12 protein-coding genes are annotated in these 16,713 nt (G+C 71.4%); 4 read left to right on the plus strand and 8 right to left on the minus strand.

Translation table 11 applies throughout. The annotated features are described in order from the left end of the window. Positions 1-40: 40 nt before the first annotated feature. The 4 genes from ACWDEN_RS41535 to ACWDEN_RS41550 all read right to left on the minus strand — a co-directional run bounded on the left by ACWDEN_RS41535 (position 41) and on the right by ACWDEN_RS41550 (position 6,856). Positions 41-2,119 (minus strand): ATP-binding protein, encoded by a 2,079-nt coding sequence (locus ACWDEN_RS41535; RefSeq protein WP_351608976.1) that lies wholly within the window; start codon positions 2,117-2,119, stop codon positions 41-43. Then, positions 2,116-2,856 (minus strand): DUF4255 domain-containing protein, encoded by a 741-nt coding sequence (locus ACWDEN_RS41540; protein ID WP_351608978.1) that lies wholly within the window; start codon positions 2,854-2,856, stop codon positions 2,116-2,118. The genes ACWDEN_RS41535 and ACWDEN_RS41540 overlap by 4 nt, the downstream gene beginning before the upstream one ends. Then, the gene (locus tag ACWDEN_RS41545; protein ID WP_351608980.1) at positions 2,853-6,035 is read right to left on the minus strand and encodes a TolB family protein; all 3,183 of its coding nucleotides are present in this window, start codon (positions 6,033-6,035) and stop codon (positions 2,853-2,855) included. Before ACWDEN_RS41545 ends, ACWDEN_RS41540 begins: the two co-directional genes overlap by 4 nt. Positions 6,036-6,187: 152 nt before the next feature. Beyond that, on the minus strand, positions 6,188-6,856 hold the full coding sequence (locus ACWDEN_RS41550; protein ID WP_351608981.1) for a helix-turn-helix transcriptional regulator: 669 nt from the start codon (positions 6,854-6,856) through the stop codon (positions 6,188-6,190). Positions 6,857-7,127: 271 nt separating this feature from the next. Between ACWDEN_RS41550 and ACWDEN_RS41555 the strand changes: the two genes are divergently transcribed. Together ACWDEN_RS41555 and ACWDEN_RS41560 are read left to right on the plus strand one after the other, a co-directional pair. Beyond that, entirely contained in the window at positions 7,128-8,420 is a 1,293-nt protein-coding gene (locus tag ACWDEN_RS41555) for a COG1470 family protein (RefSeq protein WP_351609127.1), read from the plus strand. Positions 8,421-9,811: 1,391 nt separating this feature from the next. Next, on the plus strand, positions 9,812-11,146 hold the full coding sequence (locus tag ACWDEN_RS41560) for an eCIS core domain-containing protein (protein WP_351608986.1): 1,335 nt from the start codon (positions 9,812-9,814) through the stop codon (positions 11,144-11,146). Positions 11,147-11,345: 199 nt separating this feature from the next. On the opposite strand, the gene ACWDEN_RS41565 is transcribed toward ACWDEN_RS41560, so the two are convergent. The 4 genes from ACWDEN_RS41565 to ACWDEN_RS41580 form a co-directional block, all read right to left on the minus strand. Beyond that, on the minus strand, positions 11,346-11,954 hold the full coding sequence (locus ACWDEN_RS41565) for a hypothetical protein (RefSeq protein WP_450863127.1): 609 nt from the start codon (positions 11,952-11,954) through the stop codon (positions 11,346-11,348). Between the two features lie 60 nt (positions 11,955-12,014). Then, positions 12,015-12,629 carry a hypothetical protein gene (locus ACWDEN_RS41570; RefSeq protein ID WP_450863129.1) on the minus strand — a complete coding sequence of 205 codons (615 nt, stop codon included), beginning with the start codon at positions 12,627-12,629 and terminating at the stop codon, positions 12,015-12,017. Positions 12,630-12,794: 165 nt separating this feature from the next. Next, the gene (locus ACWDEN_RS41575; RefSeq protein WP_450863131.1) at positions 12,795-13,694 is read right to left on the minus strand and encodes a nuclease; all 900 of its coding nucleotides are present in this window, start codon (positions 13,692-13,694) and stop codon (positions 12,795-12,797) included. 932 nt (positions 13,695-14,626) lie between these two features. Next, complete coding sequence (locus tag ACWDEN_RS41580) at positions 14,627-15,013, minus strand: hypothetical protein (RefSeq protein WP_450863133.1); 387 nt, start codon at positions 15,011-15,013, stop codon at positions 14,627-14,629. A gap of 109 nt (positions 15,014-15,122) precedes the next feature. Here ACWDEN_RS41580 and ACWDEN_RS41585 point away from each other — a divergent pair, with 109 nt between their 5' ends. Together ACWDEN_RS41585 and ACWDEN_RS41590 are read left to right on the plus strand one after the other, a co-directional pair. Beyond that, a complete protein-coding gene (locus ACWDEN_RS41585; protein ID WP_351608997.1) occupies positions 15,123-15,626 on the plus strand; it encodes an LURP-one-related/scramblase family protein in 504 nt (167 codons plus the stop codon). Positions 15,627-15,755: 129 nt separating this feature from the next. Continuing rightward, positions 15,756-16,454, plus strand: a complete 699-nt coding sequence (locus ACWDEN_RS41590) for a metal-dependent hydrolase (protein WP_450863136.1) — start codon at positions 15,756-15,758, stop codon at positions 16,452-16,454. Positions 16,455-16,713: the final 259 nt, after the last annotated feature.

Genomic DNA, 16,713 nt, shown 5'->3' on the forward strand with positions numbered 1-16,713 from the left:
ACCGCCCGCGTTTCGGCACGGGGCCGGCCGGCGAGGCCCCTCAGACGCCGAGGACGTCCGCCAGATACGGCCCGAACTCGCTCTCCAGGACCAGCCGGCCGAGCTTGCGGTACTCCTGCACCACCGCCGTCACCAACTGCCGCATGGTCAGCGGGCCCCCGCACTCCGCGGCCAGATAGGCGGCGGTGATCGCGCAGGCCCGGATGGAGCCGCCGGCCAGTTCGAACCGGTCCGCGCAGAAGCCGAGGTCCAGGTCGTCCGCGCGGGGCAGCCGGGTGCCCAGACACCTGTCCCACAGGGCCAGCCGCTGGGCCGCGTCGGGCACCGGGAACTCCGCCACCACGTCCAGTCGGCGGGTGAACGCCTCGTCCAGGTTGGCCCGGAGATTGGTGGTCAGCACCGCGATCCCGTCGAAGGACTCCATGCGCTGCAGCAGATACGCCGACTCGATGTTGGCGTGCCGGTCGTGCGCGTCCTTGACCTCCGAGCGCTTGCCGAAGATCGCGTCGGCCTCGTCGAAGAGCAGGACCGCGTTGACCGCGGACGCCTCGGTGAAGATCCGCTCCAGGTTCTTCTCGGTCTCGCCGACGTACTTGTCGACGACCGTGGACAGATCGACCACGTACAGATCCATGCCGAGGTCCGCGGCGACCACCTCGGCCGACATCGTCTTGCCGGTGCCCGACTCGCCCGCGAACAGCGCGATCACGCCGCGTCCCCGGCCGCCGCCGGGCCGCATCCGCCACTGTCCGAGCACCTGCTCGCGATGGCGGGCGCGGACGGCGAGTTCACGCAGCCGGCGGTGGGTCGCCTCGGGCAGCACCAGGTCGTCCCAGCCGACCGCCGGCTCCACCCGGCGGGCCAGCCGGGCCAGTCCCGCGCCGTTCTGCGCGCGTACGGCGGACCTGAGGTCGTCGGGGCGGACCGGGCGGCCCGCCAGCGCGGCGGAGCGCAGCGCCGCGTCCGCCGCGCGCCGCAGCTGTCCGCCGTCCAGACGGTGCGCGGCGACGGCCCGGGCGAGGGCGTCGGCGTCGCCCGCTACGTCACCCTCGGCGTCGGCCAAGGCCAGAGCGTGCCGCCAGCGCGCGGCCTGCCGCTCGGGGGAGGGCGGAGCCACCGGCAGGACGACCGGGGTGTCCGGCCCCCATGCCGGGTCCCAGCCCTCCCTGCCGTGGGTGAACAGCGGGACGCCGCGCAGCGCCGTGCACAACGCGCTGACGGCACGGGCCCGTTCGGCCGGTGCCCCGGGCAGTGCCTCCAGCGGGCCCAGCACGACTCCGGCGCCGGTGAGGCGGGCCTCCAGCGCCGCGACCCGGGCGAGCGCGGGCACCTCGCCGGGGCGTCGGGCGAGTGCCGCCGGGTCGAGGACCAGCACGCCCAGCCCCGCTGCGCGCAGAGCCGCGCCGGCGAGTCCCGGCGCGTCACCACCCCGGTCGAGCAGATGCACCGACCCCGTTCCGGTGCGGGCGGCACGCGCCGCCCGGCGCACCTCGTCCACGTCGGCCGTCGGGTCGTCCGCAGGCTCGCCGAGCACTCCGGCGAGCCGGGCATCCGGGTCCGTACCGCCCAGCAGATGGCCGGTCACCCGGTCCGGTACCGCGAGCACCCGCGACAGCGGTGGCCGCTCCGGCTCGGTGACCTCCAGCAGTCCGCCCGCGACCAGCGGCGCTCCCGGTGAGAAGTGGAAGCGGGCGGCCGACGCCGAGGCGAGCCCGCACAGTTCCAGTGCCAGGGCGACCGTGGGCCTACGGCGGGTCAGATCGTCGTTGAGATAGCCGTAGAGCCGCTCGAAGCGGTTGTCCAGGTCCGGTGCCAGCGCGATCAGCAGCAGGTCGGTGTCGAGCGGCGACAGCCCGAACCGTGCGGCGAACGTGCCGAGCACGGAATCGGGCGGCGGGGACAGCGGCTCGTGTCCGGGCACGTCGAGCCCGCCCGGATCGTTCAGGATCCGCTCCACGGCCTCGGGGGAGAGGTACTGGCCGCGGTAGGGGTCGTCGGGGTCGGGATCGACGGCACGACGGGCGGCCACCGCGTGGCGCACCCGCTCCTCGACCAGCCGCAGCCGCTCCCACAGGGGATCCGTGCCGGCCGCGGTGACGACATCGGCGGGGTACGTCACGGCTGGCGGCCCCCTCTGCGGCGGCGGGCGGGCGCCGGGTGCCGCTCGCGCGGACCGGCGAAACCGTCCGGACCCGGGTCGCTCACGCCCTCGTAGCGCAGCCGTCGCCCCGGCACCGGATCCTCGTCCTGCCTGCGATCCGTGTCCTGCCGGTGTACCCCGTCCTGCCGGTGATCCGTGGCCCGCACCACGAGGCCCTCGGTCACCGGCGGCGCGGCCGTCCTGCTCGCCCCGGCGAGCGGCGCGCGCACCCGCACACCGAGCGATGCCTTCAGCTCGCCGCCGAGTGCCGACCACACATCAGAGGCGGACGGGCCGTCGGGCCCCGCTCCGGCGGTGTCCAGCGAGACGGTCAGGCCCAGTTCGGCCAGCGAGCCCGTGAGCAGCCGCTCCGGCAGCGCGTCGACGGCCACCAGCGTGGCCAGCACCTGGGACAGCAGCCGATGCTCGTCCTGCGGGCGGCTCGCCCACGCCGTGACCAGGTACGTCAGCTCGAACCAGCGGGGCGGGGTGCGGCGTGCCACCACATGTCCGTCCGCGTCGTACACCTCCCCGGCGCCGCTGCCACGCCGGCTCGGGTCCTCCCGGATGTCGTACAGGAACGCACAGACGGTGGGGGCGTTGCGGCGCGCGGCCCAGTCCCGGGTCGGCGCGTCGAGGACGATCTCGACCCCGGACGCCTCCAGCCCAGACTCCGCGAGCAGACCGCGCAGTGCCTCGTCGACCTCGTGGATCACCGGCGGGTCACCTCGTCCGGCGGCTGCACACTGCCGTTCACCACCAGGAAGTCGGTCTTCACCGGGGAGAATCCGGGCCCGCTCGCGGTGATCGTCCGCGGACCCGTCTGGTCCTTGGTGAGGATGAGCAGCTGGCCGATGAACGTGCCGTCCGGCTGGGGCACGGTCGGTGCCGCGGCGGCGGTGATCCCCGGGTTCCAGCTGAAGCGCACCGGGACGCCCGGCGGGAAGTCCTTGCCGCGCACCGAGGTGACGAAGCCGGGCTTGCCGATCGGAGGGACGGCGACGATCTTCGGCTGCAGGATCCGCAGCGTGGTGTGCGTCCTGTTGTCCCGAGGGTCGGCGTCCGTGCCGGTGGTGGTGAGGGTGCCGGTGACCCGGCCGGTCAGCGCGTGGTCGGGGGAGAGCACCACCCGTACGACGGTGGAGTCGCCCGCTGCCAGGTCCGGCAGCGCACACACCCAGCGGGTGTCACAGCCGGCCGGCGGCCCGCCGTCCGGGATCCCGGAGGGCAGGCCGATCCGCAGCCGCAGCCCGGTCGCCAGGGCGTTACGGCCGTTGCGCACGGTGTACGTCACCACGACCCGGCCGCCGACATAGCCCGGGTCGGGCTGGGCGGTGACCCGGACGCCGGGGCCGGCCTTCGGGGCGGGCGGCGTCGGTGGGGTGGGAGGCGTCGGAGGTGTCGGCGGCGTCGGAGGCGGGGTGGGAGGGTTGGCCCTGTGCACCGGTACCACGGTCCGGGCGGTGTTGTCGTCGGGCCGCGGGTCGATCACGCTCCCGGTGACCGACCAGTCCAACGGCTGGTCGCCGACGGTGAGCCCGGTCAGCGTCACGGTCACCGGCACGGTCGTGCCAGGCGGCACCACACCGATGTCGCACTGCAGGGAGGCGGCGTCACAGGTGCCGCCCGGCCGGCGGATCCTGCTCACGCTCACCCCGGCCGGCGGCGCGATGGTCAGCCGGGTGCCGGGCGAGGCGGCCGGGCCGTTGTCGACGACGTCGACGCGGACGTCCGCGGAGTGACCGACGGTGACCGCGGGCACGGTGCCCGGGGCGTGCACGGCCAGGTCCACGGACTGCTGGACGCTCGGCTCCTTCTGCCGCCCCGGCAGTTCCAGGGTGAGCGCGCTCAGATGGCCGGTGGCCACATTCAACCGATGCAGCCTCTCCGGGCAGTTGACCGGCGTGTCGGTGCGTGCGCTGAAGACGATTCCGGTGCCGTCCGCGGTCCAGGCCGCGTCACGCGGCTGGTGCGGTCCGGTGACCGAGCTGTCGGGCAGCTCCCGGCGGCAGGCGTCGGCGTCGCCGCGGGCCGACTCGGGCAGCAGCACCTGACAGGTGTCGCCGGACACGGAGGTGAGCACCATGCCGTTGTGCTCGTCGACCTGGCCGCCGCCGTTCTTGCGGTTGAAGGCGATCTGCCGGCCGTCCGGCGAGAACGCGGGACTGTCGTCGATGACCGCGCAGGTGCCGGGGCAGATCGTCGCGCTCAGATCGCGCTGCTGGTCCAGATGGTCCACCGGCACGGTCCAGATGTGCTTGTTGCCGCCGTTCCCGTCGATGGTCATGTTGCGGGTGAAGGCGAGCGTGGTGCCGTCGGAGGACCAGGTGGGCTGGGCGTCGCCGCCCGTCTGCCGGCCGGCCGGCGGCACGATCTCGTGCACGATCGCACCGGTGGACGCGTCGGCGATCAGGATGTGCCCGGGACCGGAGGCGGAGCCGACCCCGCCCGGCGACGTCCGGGTGAACGCGATGAACCTGCCGTCCGGCGACAACGTGGGGTCGGTGTCCCAGTCCTTCGGTCCGCGCCCGGCGAGCGGCATGGGCGCGGCGTTGGAGCCGTCGGCGTCCACCGTCCAGATCCGCTCGATCCGGTTGTCCGTGTCACCCTCGAACCGAGTCACCACGATGCGCCGGCCGTCGGGCGTGTAGTTCTGCCGCTCGGTCCACGGGTCGTACCCGGCCGCCGGGTTGAACAGGGGGTCCTTGGCCGGATCGGTGTTGCTGTCGGCCGCCGGGTCCTCGTTCAGGATGGTCAGCCCGAGGTCACGCGGGTCGGCGCCGTCCGCCCGGACGTCCTGGAGGGTCACCACATGCGGACCGTGCACGCCGTTCGCCGTGTTGCTGCCCTTCGCCGAGGTGCGGTCCACCACGACATACCCGCCGTTCTGCGGGCCGACCCAGGTCGGCGTGCCGACGGCGCGGTCCTCCATGAGCACCAGGTTCGGGCCCGACGCGCGGTTCTGTACCTGGTACACGTGGTCCCAGTCGCCCTCGCAGCCACAGGTGCGGTCCGGGCTGAGAAACAGCACGCCCTCCCCGTCGGGCGTCCACGCTGCCCCATGGGTCCGCCAGCCGGTCGGTGCGCCGGTGAGCAGCGGCTGGTCGCCGGCCGTGCCGCCGGTCACCCGCAGCCGGGGGCCCGTCGAGTTGTCGGAGGCGGTGGGGGTGGAGGTGTACGCGATGAGGTCCCGGTGCGCCGGGTCGTTCACCGGGTTCCACACCGGTTCCGTCGCCTTGTTGCCCAGCGTGCCGGTCACCCGGGTCGGGGTGCCGCCGGCCAGCGGGCGCACGTAGATCTGCTCCCCGAGGACCGCGTCGCTGTCACAGGCGTACGCCAGGCGCTGCCCGTCCGGCGACACCGTCGGGCTCTCCTCGTTCGCCGGTGTGTCGGTCAGCCGGGTCAGCCCGGTGCCGTCGGTGCGCACCAGCCACAGGTCGCGCTGCTTCCTGCCGTTCGGGCCGCCGGGCTCCGCCGAGTCGAACACCACGGACTTGCCGTCCGGGGTCAGCCGGGGGTGTGCCGCGTCCCGGCCGCTGGTCAGCTTGCGCACCGAGCCGTCGGGGGCGCGTAGATAGATCTGTGGGTTCTTCTCGTCGCGGCGGCCGGCGAACACCATCGTGTCGCCCAGGGCCGACGGCTCGACGTCGTAGTGCGCCGGGCCCGCCCCGAACAGCGGCTCGCTGTCCTTGGTGTCGATCACCTTGCCGAGGCTGCGGTGCCCGGTGCCGGCGTAGGCGATCCGGGTGGCGGAGGCGTCGACGGCCTTGGGCTGGGCCTGGGCGCTGCCCGGTCCCGAGGCCGCCGTCAGCGCGAGCAACGGGACCAGCAGGAGCAACGAGGCTCCGAATCTCCCCAGCCGACGCCGCCCGCCGGGGTCAGCGGTGCCGTTCACGGTCCACCTCGCAGTCTCGGAACACATGGGTCGCCCCGCCACTCTGCGTCCGTGCGGGCGTCGCGCGGCAGGGCGGCGGGGCCCTGCCAGAGGGAAGCGCGGGCTGCGCTTTCGGGCAACACCACGCTCCTGAATCAGTAGGTGACGTCCACTCAGATAAGTCCGTTGCGCAGTGCGTAGCCGACGGCATGAGCCCGGTTGCGTAACTGCAGACGTGTGGTGATCTCATGCAGCACGTTCTTGACGGTCCGTTCGGAGTACGACGTCTTGCGCGCTATCTCCGCGGTGTCGAACCCGTCCGCCACCAGGCGCAGCATGTCCGCCTCGCGCGCGGTCAGCGTGGACAGGGTCAGACCGTGCGGATCGAGCGCCGCGCGCTGCACGTTGCCGACATGGCTCAGCAACTTGCCGAGCAGGTCACCGGGGAGCACGCCTTCGCCGTTGGCCAGCGCGAGCACCAGATGAAGGAGCCGGTCCTGGTCCGCCTCGGCGCGCCGCAGCACCGCCGCGACACCGCACTCGACGACCCGCTGCAGCGCCGCGGACTCGAAGGAACCGACCACGAGTCCGGTGCGCGTCGCACGGTTGCGCTGCAACCGCTGCAGCAGGGCCATCACCTCGTCGTCCACGGAGTCGACGACCACGAGGGACGCGTGTGCCCGTTCCGCGTCGGTGTCGTCCAGCAGCTCCACCTCGGGACGCTGGCGGAGCTGATGGACGACACCGACGCGCAGGACCAGGTCCTGGGCGTAGACGGCGACGGAGACCCGGTACGGCCGGCCGGCCGTACCGGCTTGATGTTCTGCTGCGGAGAGGGACATGCGGAGTCCTGTTCCAGTCGGAGTGGCGAAGGGGCGCGGAAGGTCGCGGGAGCTGAAAAGGGGACGGCGGCGGGGCCCGCCGGAGGTCCGCGGGCCGGTGCATGAGTCATCAACAGGCCTGCTGGTCCGGCAAGTTGTCCTTGACCGCGCGGGGCACGCGCACTGCCCGGATGTTGCCCTCGCACCTCTCGTGGCCGTCCGGAGGCGGTTCTACGGTCGTCGCGTGACGCCTTCTGCAGCCTCTTCCGGCCCTGGACTGCCCGGGCTCGACATGCCCGACGTGACAGTGACCCCGGGCGGTACCGCCTCGACTCGGCTGACCGTACGCAACGACAGTGACATCGTCGAGGCGTACACATTGGAGGTCGTCGGTGACTGTGCGGCCTGGGCCACCGTGGAACCCGAGCGGGTCTCGCTGTATCCCGGCACCTCCGAGACGGTGACCATCCGGCTGGACCCGCCCCGCTCGCCCGAGGTCCGCGCGGGCGATGTGCCGCTGGCCGTACGCGTGCTGCCGGCGGAGCACCCCGAGGCCGTCACTGTGCCCGAAACGACGGTGCACGTGGAGGAGTTCCACGAGCTGCGCACCGAGATCCTGCCGCGCCGCCGGCGTGGCTGGCTCCGCGGCCGCTATCGGCTGGCGGTGCGCAACGAGGGCAACGCCCCGGCCCGGATCGCCCTGACACCGGAACAGCCGGGGGAGGAGCTGCGGTTCGCGTTCACCGCCGCCGCACTGCCGCTGGAGCCGGGCGAGTCGGTGGAGACCCGGCTGCGGGTGCGCACCGGCAAGCCGGTCTGGTTCGGCAAGCCCGTGGTCTGGCCGTTCACCGTACGTGCGACGGACACCGCGGCCGCTGAGCGCGCCGAACGGCCCGGTGCTCTCGTTCGGCCGCCGCTGGAAGCCGAGTTCGTTCAGATCCCGGTCTTCCCCAAGTGGCTGCTCGCGGTGCTCGCGGCCCTGATCGCGCTGCTGCTCGCATGGTTCGCGCTCGTCCGTCCGGCGGTGCGCAGCGCCGCGAAGCAGGCCGCCAACGAGGTGGTCCAGCCGCGGCCCACGCCCGGCGGCCAGAACGGGCAGTCTCCCGGGTCCGGTTCCGGGGACAAGGCGGGTACGGGTACCCAGGGCGGCAAGGGCTCGACGTCGGGCAACGGCGGCGGTGGCGGCGGTGGCGGCACGGGCGGAGACGGTGGTGATGGCGGCACCGGTCAGCAGAGTTCGGCCACGATCGACGTACAGACGTCCGGCGGGCAGGACAAGACCGGTACCTATGTGGTGCCCAAGGGCAAGGTGTTCGGGATCACGGACATCGTGGTCGCCAACTTCCAGGGCGACGAAGGCGTCATGACCATCACCTTCGGCGACCGGAAGATCACCACGATCGCTCTGGAGACCTTCCGCAATCAGGACTACCACTGGGTCACCCCCATCAAGATCCCTGAGGACGCCAAGGTCGCTGTGAAGGTGACATGTGCGAAGCCCGGTACTCCGGCAACCGGCCAGCAGGCACAGCAGTGTCATGAGGTCCTGAACGTCAGTGGCGTACTCAGCGACGTCACCCGGTGACATCGTTCCCCCGGACATCGTTCGCCCCGTAGGGCACGATCGGAAGAGGAGAATCCCACTCCGTCCGAAAACCGGCAGAGCGCGGGATGGTTTCCGACGCATTTCGCAGAATGCCGGAAGCCCGGAAACGTGGGCCTCCGGCGGGCTTCCGCTGGGCTTGGGCGAGTGCAACTGCTCTCAGCGATTGGCCGGTTCAGGCACCTGACGCCATGCCTTGCAGGTGCGAAGGCATCCTGAGTGGGGGTCAAGGCGGCGCGCCACGTCGGCGTGCGTCGAGTCCGGCCCGCACGCGGTGCGGATCAACGCCGTGGAGTACGGAGCCACCCGCACGGAGGGCACGGCCGGCATGGGCGAGGACCTCGATGCCCTCGCGGCGCAGGCCCCCGCCGGACGGTCCGCCGAGGCCCGGGAGATCGTCGAGATGATCGCCTGTCCGGCGGGCGACACGGTGGCTTCGTGCAGGGAGTGGTTCTGCGCGTCGACGGCGGCCGCACTGCCGTCCGACCGGCCCGACAGGGGGGGGCGAAGGCGCCGCACGTGCCCGGGCCCCTGGCCGCGGCGCCCTGTCGCGGAGGGGCACCGGCCCCCGCGTCCCTTGCCGGCGGAGTGCCGATACGCGGCCCGCGAAGGTGCCCGGTCCGCCGGTCACCCGGTCGCCGTCCGGTCGAGCGCTGCGATGAGCCGCCGCAGACGGCGGCGGGAATCGGCGGGCCGCACCGCCCGGGATGCACCGCAAGAGAGGGTGCCCGACCACGGGTGGCCAGGTCACGCGGGCCTGCAGCGGCTGCTGCCGGCCCGGCGGAGCGAGCGTGATGGCCCGCCCGGACGCGACCGTCGCCGGCTTCACGTCCGTGATGAGCGCCTGTCCCTCGGGCGCCTGCGGACCCAGGTCCTGCCGCTGCCGCGCAGAAGCGCGGGTCGCGTCCCGCGAAGTGGTGTAGGAATCTGGACCGTTGCGCCCCAGCGACCGGCTCCGTGGTGGACGCCGTCAGGAGTTCGCCGGCCACTTCCGCGCCGCTCGCAGCGGCGGAAGCGGCGCTCCGCCGGAACGGCGACCCCAGCGCAGGCGTGACCTGCGAACTCGCCCACTCCGCATCGCTCCACCACTTTGTGGGCCGCGACCGAAACGCGGTCGGCTCGTCGTACCGGGCGGGGCTGCCCGGGCGGGGTAACCCGACCCACCGCAGGGCCCCGAGCGCGTCGAGTGCAATGCCGTCGGGGACCGGCGAGTTCGGTTGCCCGCTCGGCGGCCGGCAGCACACCCGGCTTCTTCGGTACCCGTCCGACGGCAATCCCCTTGCCCGCAAGGCTGCCCTCGCGTTCATTCCGCGGCTCGGCGGGGCCGGGCAGGCTGTGGTGTTGAGGTGTGTCCGGCTTCGAGGGGAGCGCCCGTGCGCGCGCACGACAAGGAGAACGAGCAGAGCGACACGCGGTCCGCGCCGCGTCGGCCGGCCGGCCCGGCGCCCGCCGGGCTGGAGGCGCTGCAGCGAGCGGTGGGCAACGAGGCGGTGACGCGGGCCGTCGCACGGGAGCGGGACGGGCAGGTGCAGCGTCGCTCCCTGGTGCACGATGTGCTGCGCTCTCCCGGCAGGCCCATGGACGCCGGGCTGCGTGACGAGATGGAGGCCCGGTTCGGGGGCGCCGACTTCAGCGGTGTGCGCGTCCACTCGGACGAGGTCGCCCGCCGCTCGGCGGTGGAGATCCAGGCCAAGGCGTACACCTCGGGAGCGCATGTGGTCGACGGCGGCCGGATGACGAAGGAGGACTGGGCGCACGAGCTGACCCACTACCTGGACCAGCAGGCCGGCCCGGTTCCCGGTACGGACAACGGCTCGGGCCTGCGCGTCTCGGATCCCGCCGACGCGGGAGAGCGCCGCGCGGTCGCCAACGCGCGCAGGGTGATGAGCGGCGGCGCGCCGGTGCAGCGGACGGCCGAGGAGCACACGAGCGGCCACCCCACCGGCAGCCACCGGACCCACGCGGCCTCGCCCGTCCAGCGGACCGAGGACGACGACCTGCGCAACGCCAAGACGCCGGACGAGATCCTCGCCGCCCTGAAGAAGTCGGGCCATTCGGACGACGACGCCTGGCAGTTGATGCAGTACATGACCTCCCAGCAGTTCCGGCCCGGTGAGGGGCAGAGCGAGTTCGACATCCTCGACAGCATCAAGCAGGCCTCGCAGCAGCGGATTGCCCCGGTCCGCAGGAGGCAGGCCGGAGAGCTGCTGGCCAAGCGGTGGACGATCCGTCACTACACGGGCCGTGATCCGGAGAACCCGCCGAGTTTCACGGAGATCGCGTCGACGTACGAGAACGCGGCCGCCGGCCGGGCGAGCGAGCACACGAATGTCGCCGACTGGCGCTCGCTCGGCAACATCAAGTTCACGTTCTACCTGGTGGCCGTGGACGGCAAGGTGCCCCAGCGCAACTGGCTCAACAACACGCACTGGTACGCGGAGTGGGACCTCGACGAGATCTCGGACTGCTGGATCTCCCCGGACCTGCTGGAGAAGATGAACAAGTCCATGGACGCCGACGCGGCCCGAGAGACGATGAAGACGGCCAAGGCGTTCCGCGGCACCGGCGCGCAACTCAAGGAGCTGCTCGCGGTCAGCGCCTTCGGTAGCGGCAACGATCCGGCCACCGCCCTCGACACCGCGATCGGCGGCGCCTTCGAGCTGAAGGTCCCCGGCGGGCTGACGGTCAAGGAGTGGAAGAAGAAGTAAGTGGTCGCGGTCGCCGTCAGCACCGCGATCGCGAGGGCCACGGTCAGCACTCCGAGGATCAGCGCCGCCGGAAACCAGTCCGGGCTGGTGCCGAGCACGCCGATGCACACCATCAGCAGAGGGACGAGCGCGGCCATGCGGGCGAGCCGCCGCACCACGTGCGGGGGCCAGGCCCCGTTCTTCCGGGACCCGGGCGCCATCAGCGGCCCTCGAACCGGCGCAGCCCGACCTGCCGGGACAGCCAGACCAGCAGCTCGAAGAGCACCAGTACCACCGGCAGGGCCCACGCGGCGATGTCGATCCCGCTGTAGTCCGTCTCGGCCAGTTCCGGCGCCGTCCAGCCGTGCGGGTCGACGAGCACCTCCTCGGTCTGCCCGACTTCCATCGGCCCGTCGCAGGAGTCGTTGCCCAGCTCGGCGTGCTTGAGCGGCTTGCCGTCCACCCGTCCCAGAAGGCAGGTGTACTCCGGCCCGTGCTTGCCCTGGTACGTCTTCACCGAGGTGACCCGCACCTCCACCCGCTGCCCTTGGTGCGCCATCACCTCCGCCTGCAGCACCGGCCCTGGCCCGGACAGCGCGGCGATCCCCACGATCACCCCGCCGACGATCAACCACCCGTTCGGCGCTGCGATGACCATCAGCGAGAGAGTCGCGATCAGCGCGAAGGTCCCGAGCACCAGTCCGAGCCCGCTCCAGTCCGGATTGGCGGCCAGCAACGACAGCCCGATGATCAACGGCGGACCGAAAAACGCCATCGTGGTGAGGCGACGTACCTGCCGGGACGAGGTGGCGGTGGCTATTCGAGGCACGGCGTCAGTGTGACGAAGGGGGTCGTCAGGCTGAAGAGCGGGGTCCGCCCCGCTGCCGGATCAGGCCGGTGTCCGGCCGGGGGCGCCGGCCCGGTCAGAAGTCGTCCGACGCGCTCCCGCGCGGGACTGGATGCCGTGACGCGGGTCGCCGCGCAGGATCTGGCGAATCGCGTCGATTTCCGGGCCTTCCACGGCCGCGTTCGCGGCGGCATCGGCCAGGGCCCGCCGCACGCGGAAGTCGGGGTCGCGGGCGAGGTGCAGGGCGGTCTTGTGATGGCGGGCGGGGAACCGCATGCACAGGACGGCACCGGCCTGGCGGACGCCGAAGTGGTGGTGGGTGGCGAGCAGCCCGGGGTCGACGATGCCGGCGATGTCGTTCGGGAGCCTGCACAGCGCAGCGGCCGCCTCGTGGACATCGTGCTCGTCGCGGCTGCCTGGCAACTCGGTCGCCTGGTCGCGGCCCCACGCGTGCTCATCAGAACTGGAGGCCGCTGCAGCGGCGAACATGAGCGCGGGGCCGCGCAGCGACGCCGACCCGATGTTGACCTGGAACGCGCTCAGAGGGTGCGGGCTGTCCGTGAGTACTTCGCCCAGGTAGCTGTCGGACTCGTCGCCGACCACCAGGCTCGTGACGGCCTGGAAGGTGTAGCGCCGGTCCGGTTGCGGTCGGCCCACGACCAGGTTCCCCGCCGCAGTCAGAGCCTGTTGCCGCGCAAGGACGACCTCCCGCCCGTCGCCGGCGATCGCCAGGGGCCACCTGGTGGGAATCGGGCACGAGGGCGGAGCCGATCTGGGCGATGCCACGTGTGGGTGGGGGTCGGGTGCGGCTCGTTCTCCGGTCTACTTCTCGACGAACACGAGGTCTTCGATCGGTCGGGTCATCCGGAACGTGTTGCCGTTGGTGACCTCGACCACGTGCTGGAGGCCGACGATGCTGTCGCGTTGTCCGGGGACGTAGAACTCGTCGGCGCCGCCGGCCAGATAGGCGGGGAGACAGGCGAGAGACGGGCCGAAGAGCCGGATGTAGTCGGCGAGGCGGCGGAACAGCTTGGGCACGATCACCAATTCGTCGGTGAGCGAGGCAAGACTGTCGATCTTCGCGCCGCTGGTCGTCACGTCGTACGACCAGACACCGCCCGGCACCTGGGCCGCCCTGGCCTCCTGCGTGGTCGTGGTCATGTTCGCCCGCAGCTCCCGGGGGAGGCCGCTGTAGAAGGTGGGGTACACCAGGCCTCGGGACAGCAGGTGGTGATTGGCGGTCCGGTGCAGCATGTCCACGGTGACGTCGACCCGTTCGCCGCTCTTCGCGGGCTTCGGAGGGTTGCCGGTCTCCGGCGGGTCGCCGCGGCCGATCAACGCGACGCAGCGGCCGTAGACGTCGGCGCCGGAGGTGAGGATGTAGCCGGGCACGGTCTCTGGGGTCGAAGCCTCGACCTTCTCTTCGGTGTCCTGCTCGACGTCGTCGAAGCCCAGCCAGCTCAGCAGCTCGTCTCGGGCGGCGTGCGCGCCCAGGCGCAGCGGCTGGTGGACGAAATCGGGCCCGACCCCCTTGTAGTGGGTTTCGGTGGCGTCGATCCCGTCCAGCCGGAGCGAGGCGCCGCCGTTCTCGTCCCGCTTGACCCGGTGCTGGCCGGGGACCTCGCACCAGAACCCCGGGTCGCGCGGGGTGAAGTGGACCGTGTCGCCGTCGGGCCGGTCGCCGATGATCCGGTACGAGCCGGTGATGAGCAGCATGGACATATCTACCTCCTGTGTCTGTTTAGTAACTAATTGGTACCAAACGTTCGAACCGTCGGCGAGAGCCGGACCGGTGAGTCCGCACTCCAGGGAGACCCAGGCCCGACGCTCAGGATCAAGGAGTTGCGGGCGGCGGCCCGGCTGACCGGGGCGCGTGGAGACCCGTTGGCGAGTTGCAGATCGTTGGCCTGTCGGTATGTCGGAGCGTGTCATGCCCGGTCGCACGGACGGCCTGATCGCCCGCCCTGGGTGCTGCGGACGCTCTGTGGGTCGATTTGACGGCCGATAGTGCTGTGCCGACGGCTTCTGGGGCATTCACCTGCTCTCCTGCCCGTGCCCGGGCGGGGTACGTCCCGCTTGGCAGCCATGTGGTGGCGACGGTCAGGGCGAGCGGCGGTCAGTCCTGCAACACACAGGAACGCCCCGACCACCTGTACAGCAACGACATCCGCGTGGCGAACCGCTACGCACGCCTCTTCGACACCGACACCGACGATTGGCTTCGCCACTGGCACCGCTGCCCCGGCTGCCGCGCACGCGCCACCCTGCCCCTGCCGCACCTCGCCGCATGGACCGCCCACATAGCCTGCCGATCGCTGCGCCCGACCCACCGCGCCCCGCCGCGGGCGCAAGCCCTGCGGTGTCCTGCGTGTGTCCTGGGCGGGCAGTCAGAACGCGCCCCGCTCCTGCCTGCTCACGGTCGCCGTCGACTTCTGCCCCTCCGGCGAGCACCGTGTCCTGGCGCAAGTCCCCTGCCACGAAGCCGCCGAGCGGTTTCGCATCTGGTTGGCCGAGACAGCCCCTGCCGTGGCCGCCGCGGCCGGTCCTGACCGCTTGGACGGACTCCCCGCCCAGATCCGGCCAGTCATCGCGGACACCAGCGGCGAGGACCCCGGTGTGAGCAGCCGGTCCGCGCCGGTGACGGCGCGGACGGCTCAGTGCCGGCGACCGTGGCCGAAGGCCCGGCGGACGAGCCGGACCACGAACCAGACCAGCAGGGCGATGAAGAGGACGACGAGGACGACGAGGACAAGGAGGAAGATGCCGAGCTTCTTGAAGAAGCCGCTCTTCTTCTTGGCCCTCGTGGTGTGGAGTCGAGCCGATGCGGCGTGATGCCGGGATGTGCGGTGGCGGAGGCTGACGTCGGAGGCGGTGTCCGGAGACGCGGGCCCGGTGCGTGCGGTGATGACGGCCGTTGCCGTCCGCTGCTGCGCGTCGGTCGCGGCGGCCGCCGATGTCACCGACAGGCCCAGTCCGAGGAGCAGCGTCAGGAGCAGCGCCGCCAAGCGGCCCTTCGAGTTGTGGCGGTTCGTGGTGGTCATGTGCAACTCCCCGTTTCGGATGTGGATGCGGTTGCTGCCTTGCGTAAAGGCGCAACTATTATCGCGGACAGCTGTTTCTTCCCATCTCCGGATCTGGACGGGGTTTCCCATGCGTTACCTGGTACGCGATCGCATGCTGGCGTTCCACGAGGAGGCCTGGGTCGAGACGGAGGATCGGCAGAAGCTGTTCAGGGTCGACCGCAAACTGATGCGGCTGCGTACGACGTTTCACTTCGTGGACACCCGGGGCGACCAGGTCGCGAGCATCGTGAAGAAGGCCCTGACTCTTCATCACACGATCCTGATCAAGCAGAACGGCGAGACCGTCGGCCGCATCAGCAAGCGGAGGTTTCGCCTCTTCGGTGACCGTTTCAAGGTGACCCTGCGGGACGGGCGCCGGCTGCGCATAGCCGGCGACCTCTGGGACCGCGAGTTCGGAATCGCGGACAACGGCACCACTCTGGCGCACATCTCGCGCCGCTGGTTCAGCATCCGCGACGCCTACGCGGTCGACGTGATGTACGAACCCGACTGGCTGCTGCTGATCGTCCTCGCGGTGTGTGTGGACCACATCATCGAGGACCGCAGGAGCGAACAGCTCGGCAATCTCTGACGCACGCACCTTTTCGACGCACGTAGCCCGTTGACATATGTGCGTCTCGGACGCAGTACAGCTGTGATGCTGGGACATTCGACGCGCCGTTGGGACGGCGCCTGATCGGGGGAGAACCACCTCATCATGATGGGACATTCGCATGCCGTGAGCGGCGCGCTGCTGTTCGCCGGCACCTCTGTATACCTTCCACCCGCACTGTTGCACACGCATCTGCAGCCCCAGGAGATCCTGATGGGCACGGTGCTGTGCGCGGGTGCCGCACTGCTGCCCGACCTCGACCACCATGACGGAACGATCGCGAACTTCCTCGGTCCGGCCTCCCGGCTGCTGTGCCGGTTCGTTGCCTGGGTCTCCGGTGGTCACCGCCATGCCACGCACTCCCTGTTCTTCATTGCCCTCATGACAGTGGGCACCTGGGCCGGAATCGCCTACCTGGGCAGGCCGTTCACACTAGGGATGTGTTTCTTCCTGCTGGCGATGGCGGTACGCGCGCTCAATCTCTGCCCACCCGGCCACGGTTTCCATGCCTGGGGCACCATCGTGGCGATGGCAGCACTGGGCACCGCCGCGATCGCCAAGTTCATCCCCTCCGCGCCGGGTTGGCTGCCTTACGCGGTCGGTCTGGGCTGCCTGGCCCACCTGCTCGGTGACTCCATCACCAAGCAGGGCGCTCCTTGGCTGTGGCCGCTGAAGACCCGTTACGAAATCGTGTTGATCAAGAGCAGTGGCAACAAGCTGGAGACCGAGATACTGACGCCGCTGATGGGCGCCGGGACCATCGCCCTGCTCTGGCTGACGGTCTTGTCGCCGCATCCCTTGCATTGAGGCGGTGCCAGGCTCCACCGAGGCCCGTGCGATCAGCGATCGTTGCGCCGGCGGGCGATGGTGAAGCGGCCCACGGGTCCAAGAGCGTCGTACGGGCCGCTCGCCGTGGAGCAGGGCGACGCCGCCATACCGGGTCAACGTCCGCCTCACCACACAGGACACGGTCTTAGTGGGCGGTTCGTGAGTCTTTGAGTGGATCTGCTGTCGCCTGATGGTGTGGCGGCGGGGCGGAATCTGCCGGCCCGCGGTGGTTGATCTG

The sequence above is a fragment of the Streptomyces sp. NPDC001153 genome (genome assembly GCF_053598315.1).

What these genes read in the sequence shown, in the direction of transcription:
- ACWDEN_RS41585 (WP_351608997.1), top strand. Translation starts at nt 15,123, where the DNA reads ATGCGTTACCTGGTACGCGATCGCATGCTGGCGTTCCACGAGGAGGCC.
- ACWDEN_RS41575 (WP_450863131.1), bottom strand. Translation starts at nt 13,694, where the DNA reads ATGTCCATGCTGCTCATCACCGGCTCGTACCGGATCATCGGCGACCGG.
- ACWDEN_RS41555 (WP_351609127.1), top strand. Translation starts at nt 7,128, where the DNA reads ATGCCCGACGTGACAGTGACCCCGGGCGGTACCGCCTCGACTCGGCTG.
- ACWDEN_RS41550 (WP_351608981.1), bottom strand. Translation starts at nt 6,856, where the DNA reads ATGTCCCTCTCCGCAGCAGAACATCAAGCCGGTACGGCCGGCCGGCCG.
- ACWDEN_RS41590 (WP_450863136.1), top strand. Translation starts at nt 15,756, where the DNA reads ATGGGACATTCGCATGCCGTGAGCGGCGCGCTGCTGTTCGCCGGCACC.
- ACWDEN_RS41580 (WP_450863133.1), bottom strand. Translation starts at nt 15,013, where the DNA reads ATGACCACCACGAACCGCCACAACTCGAAGGGCCGCTTGGCGGCGCTG.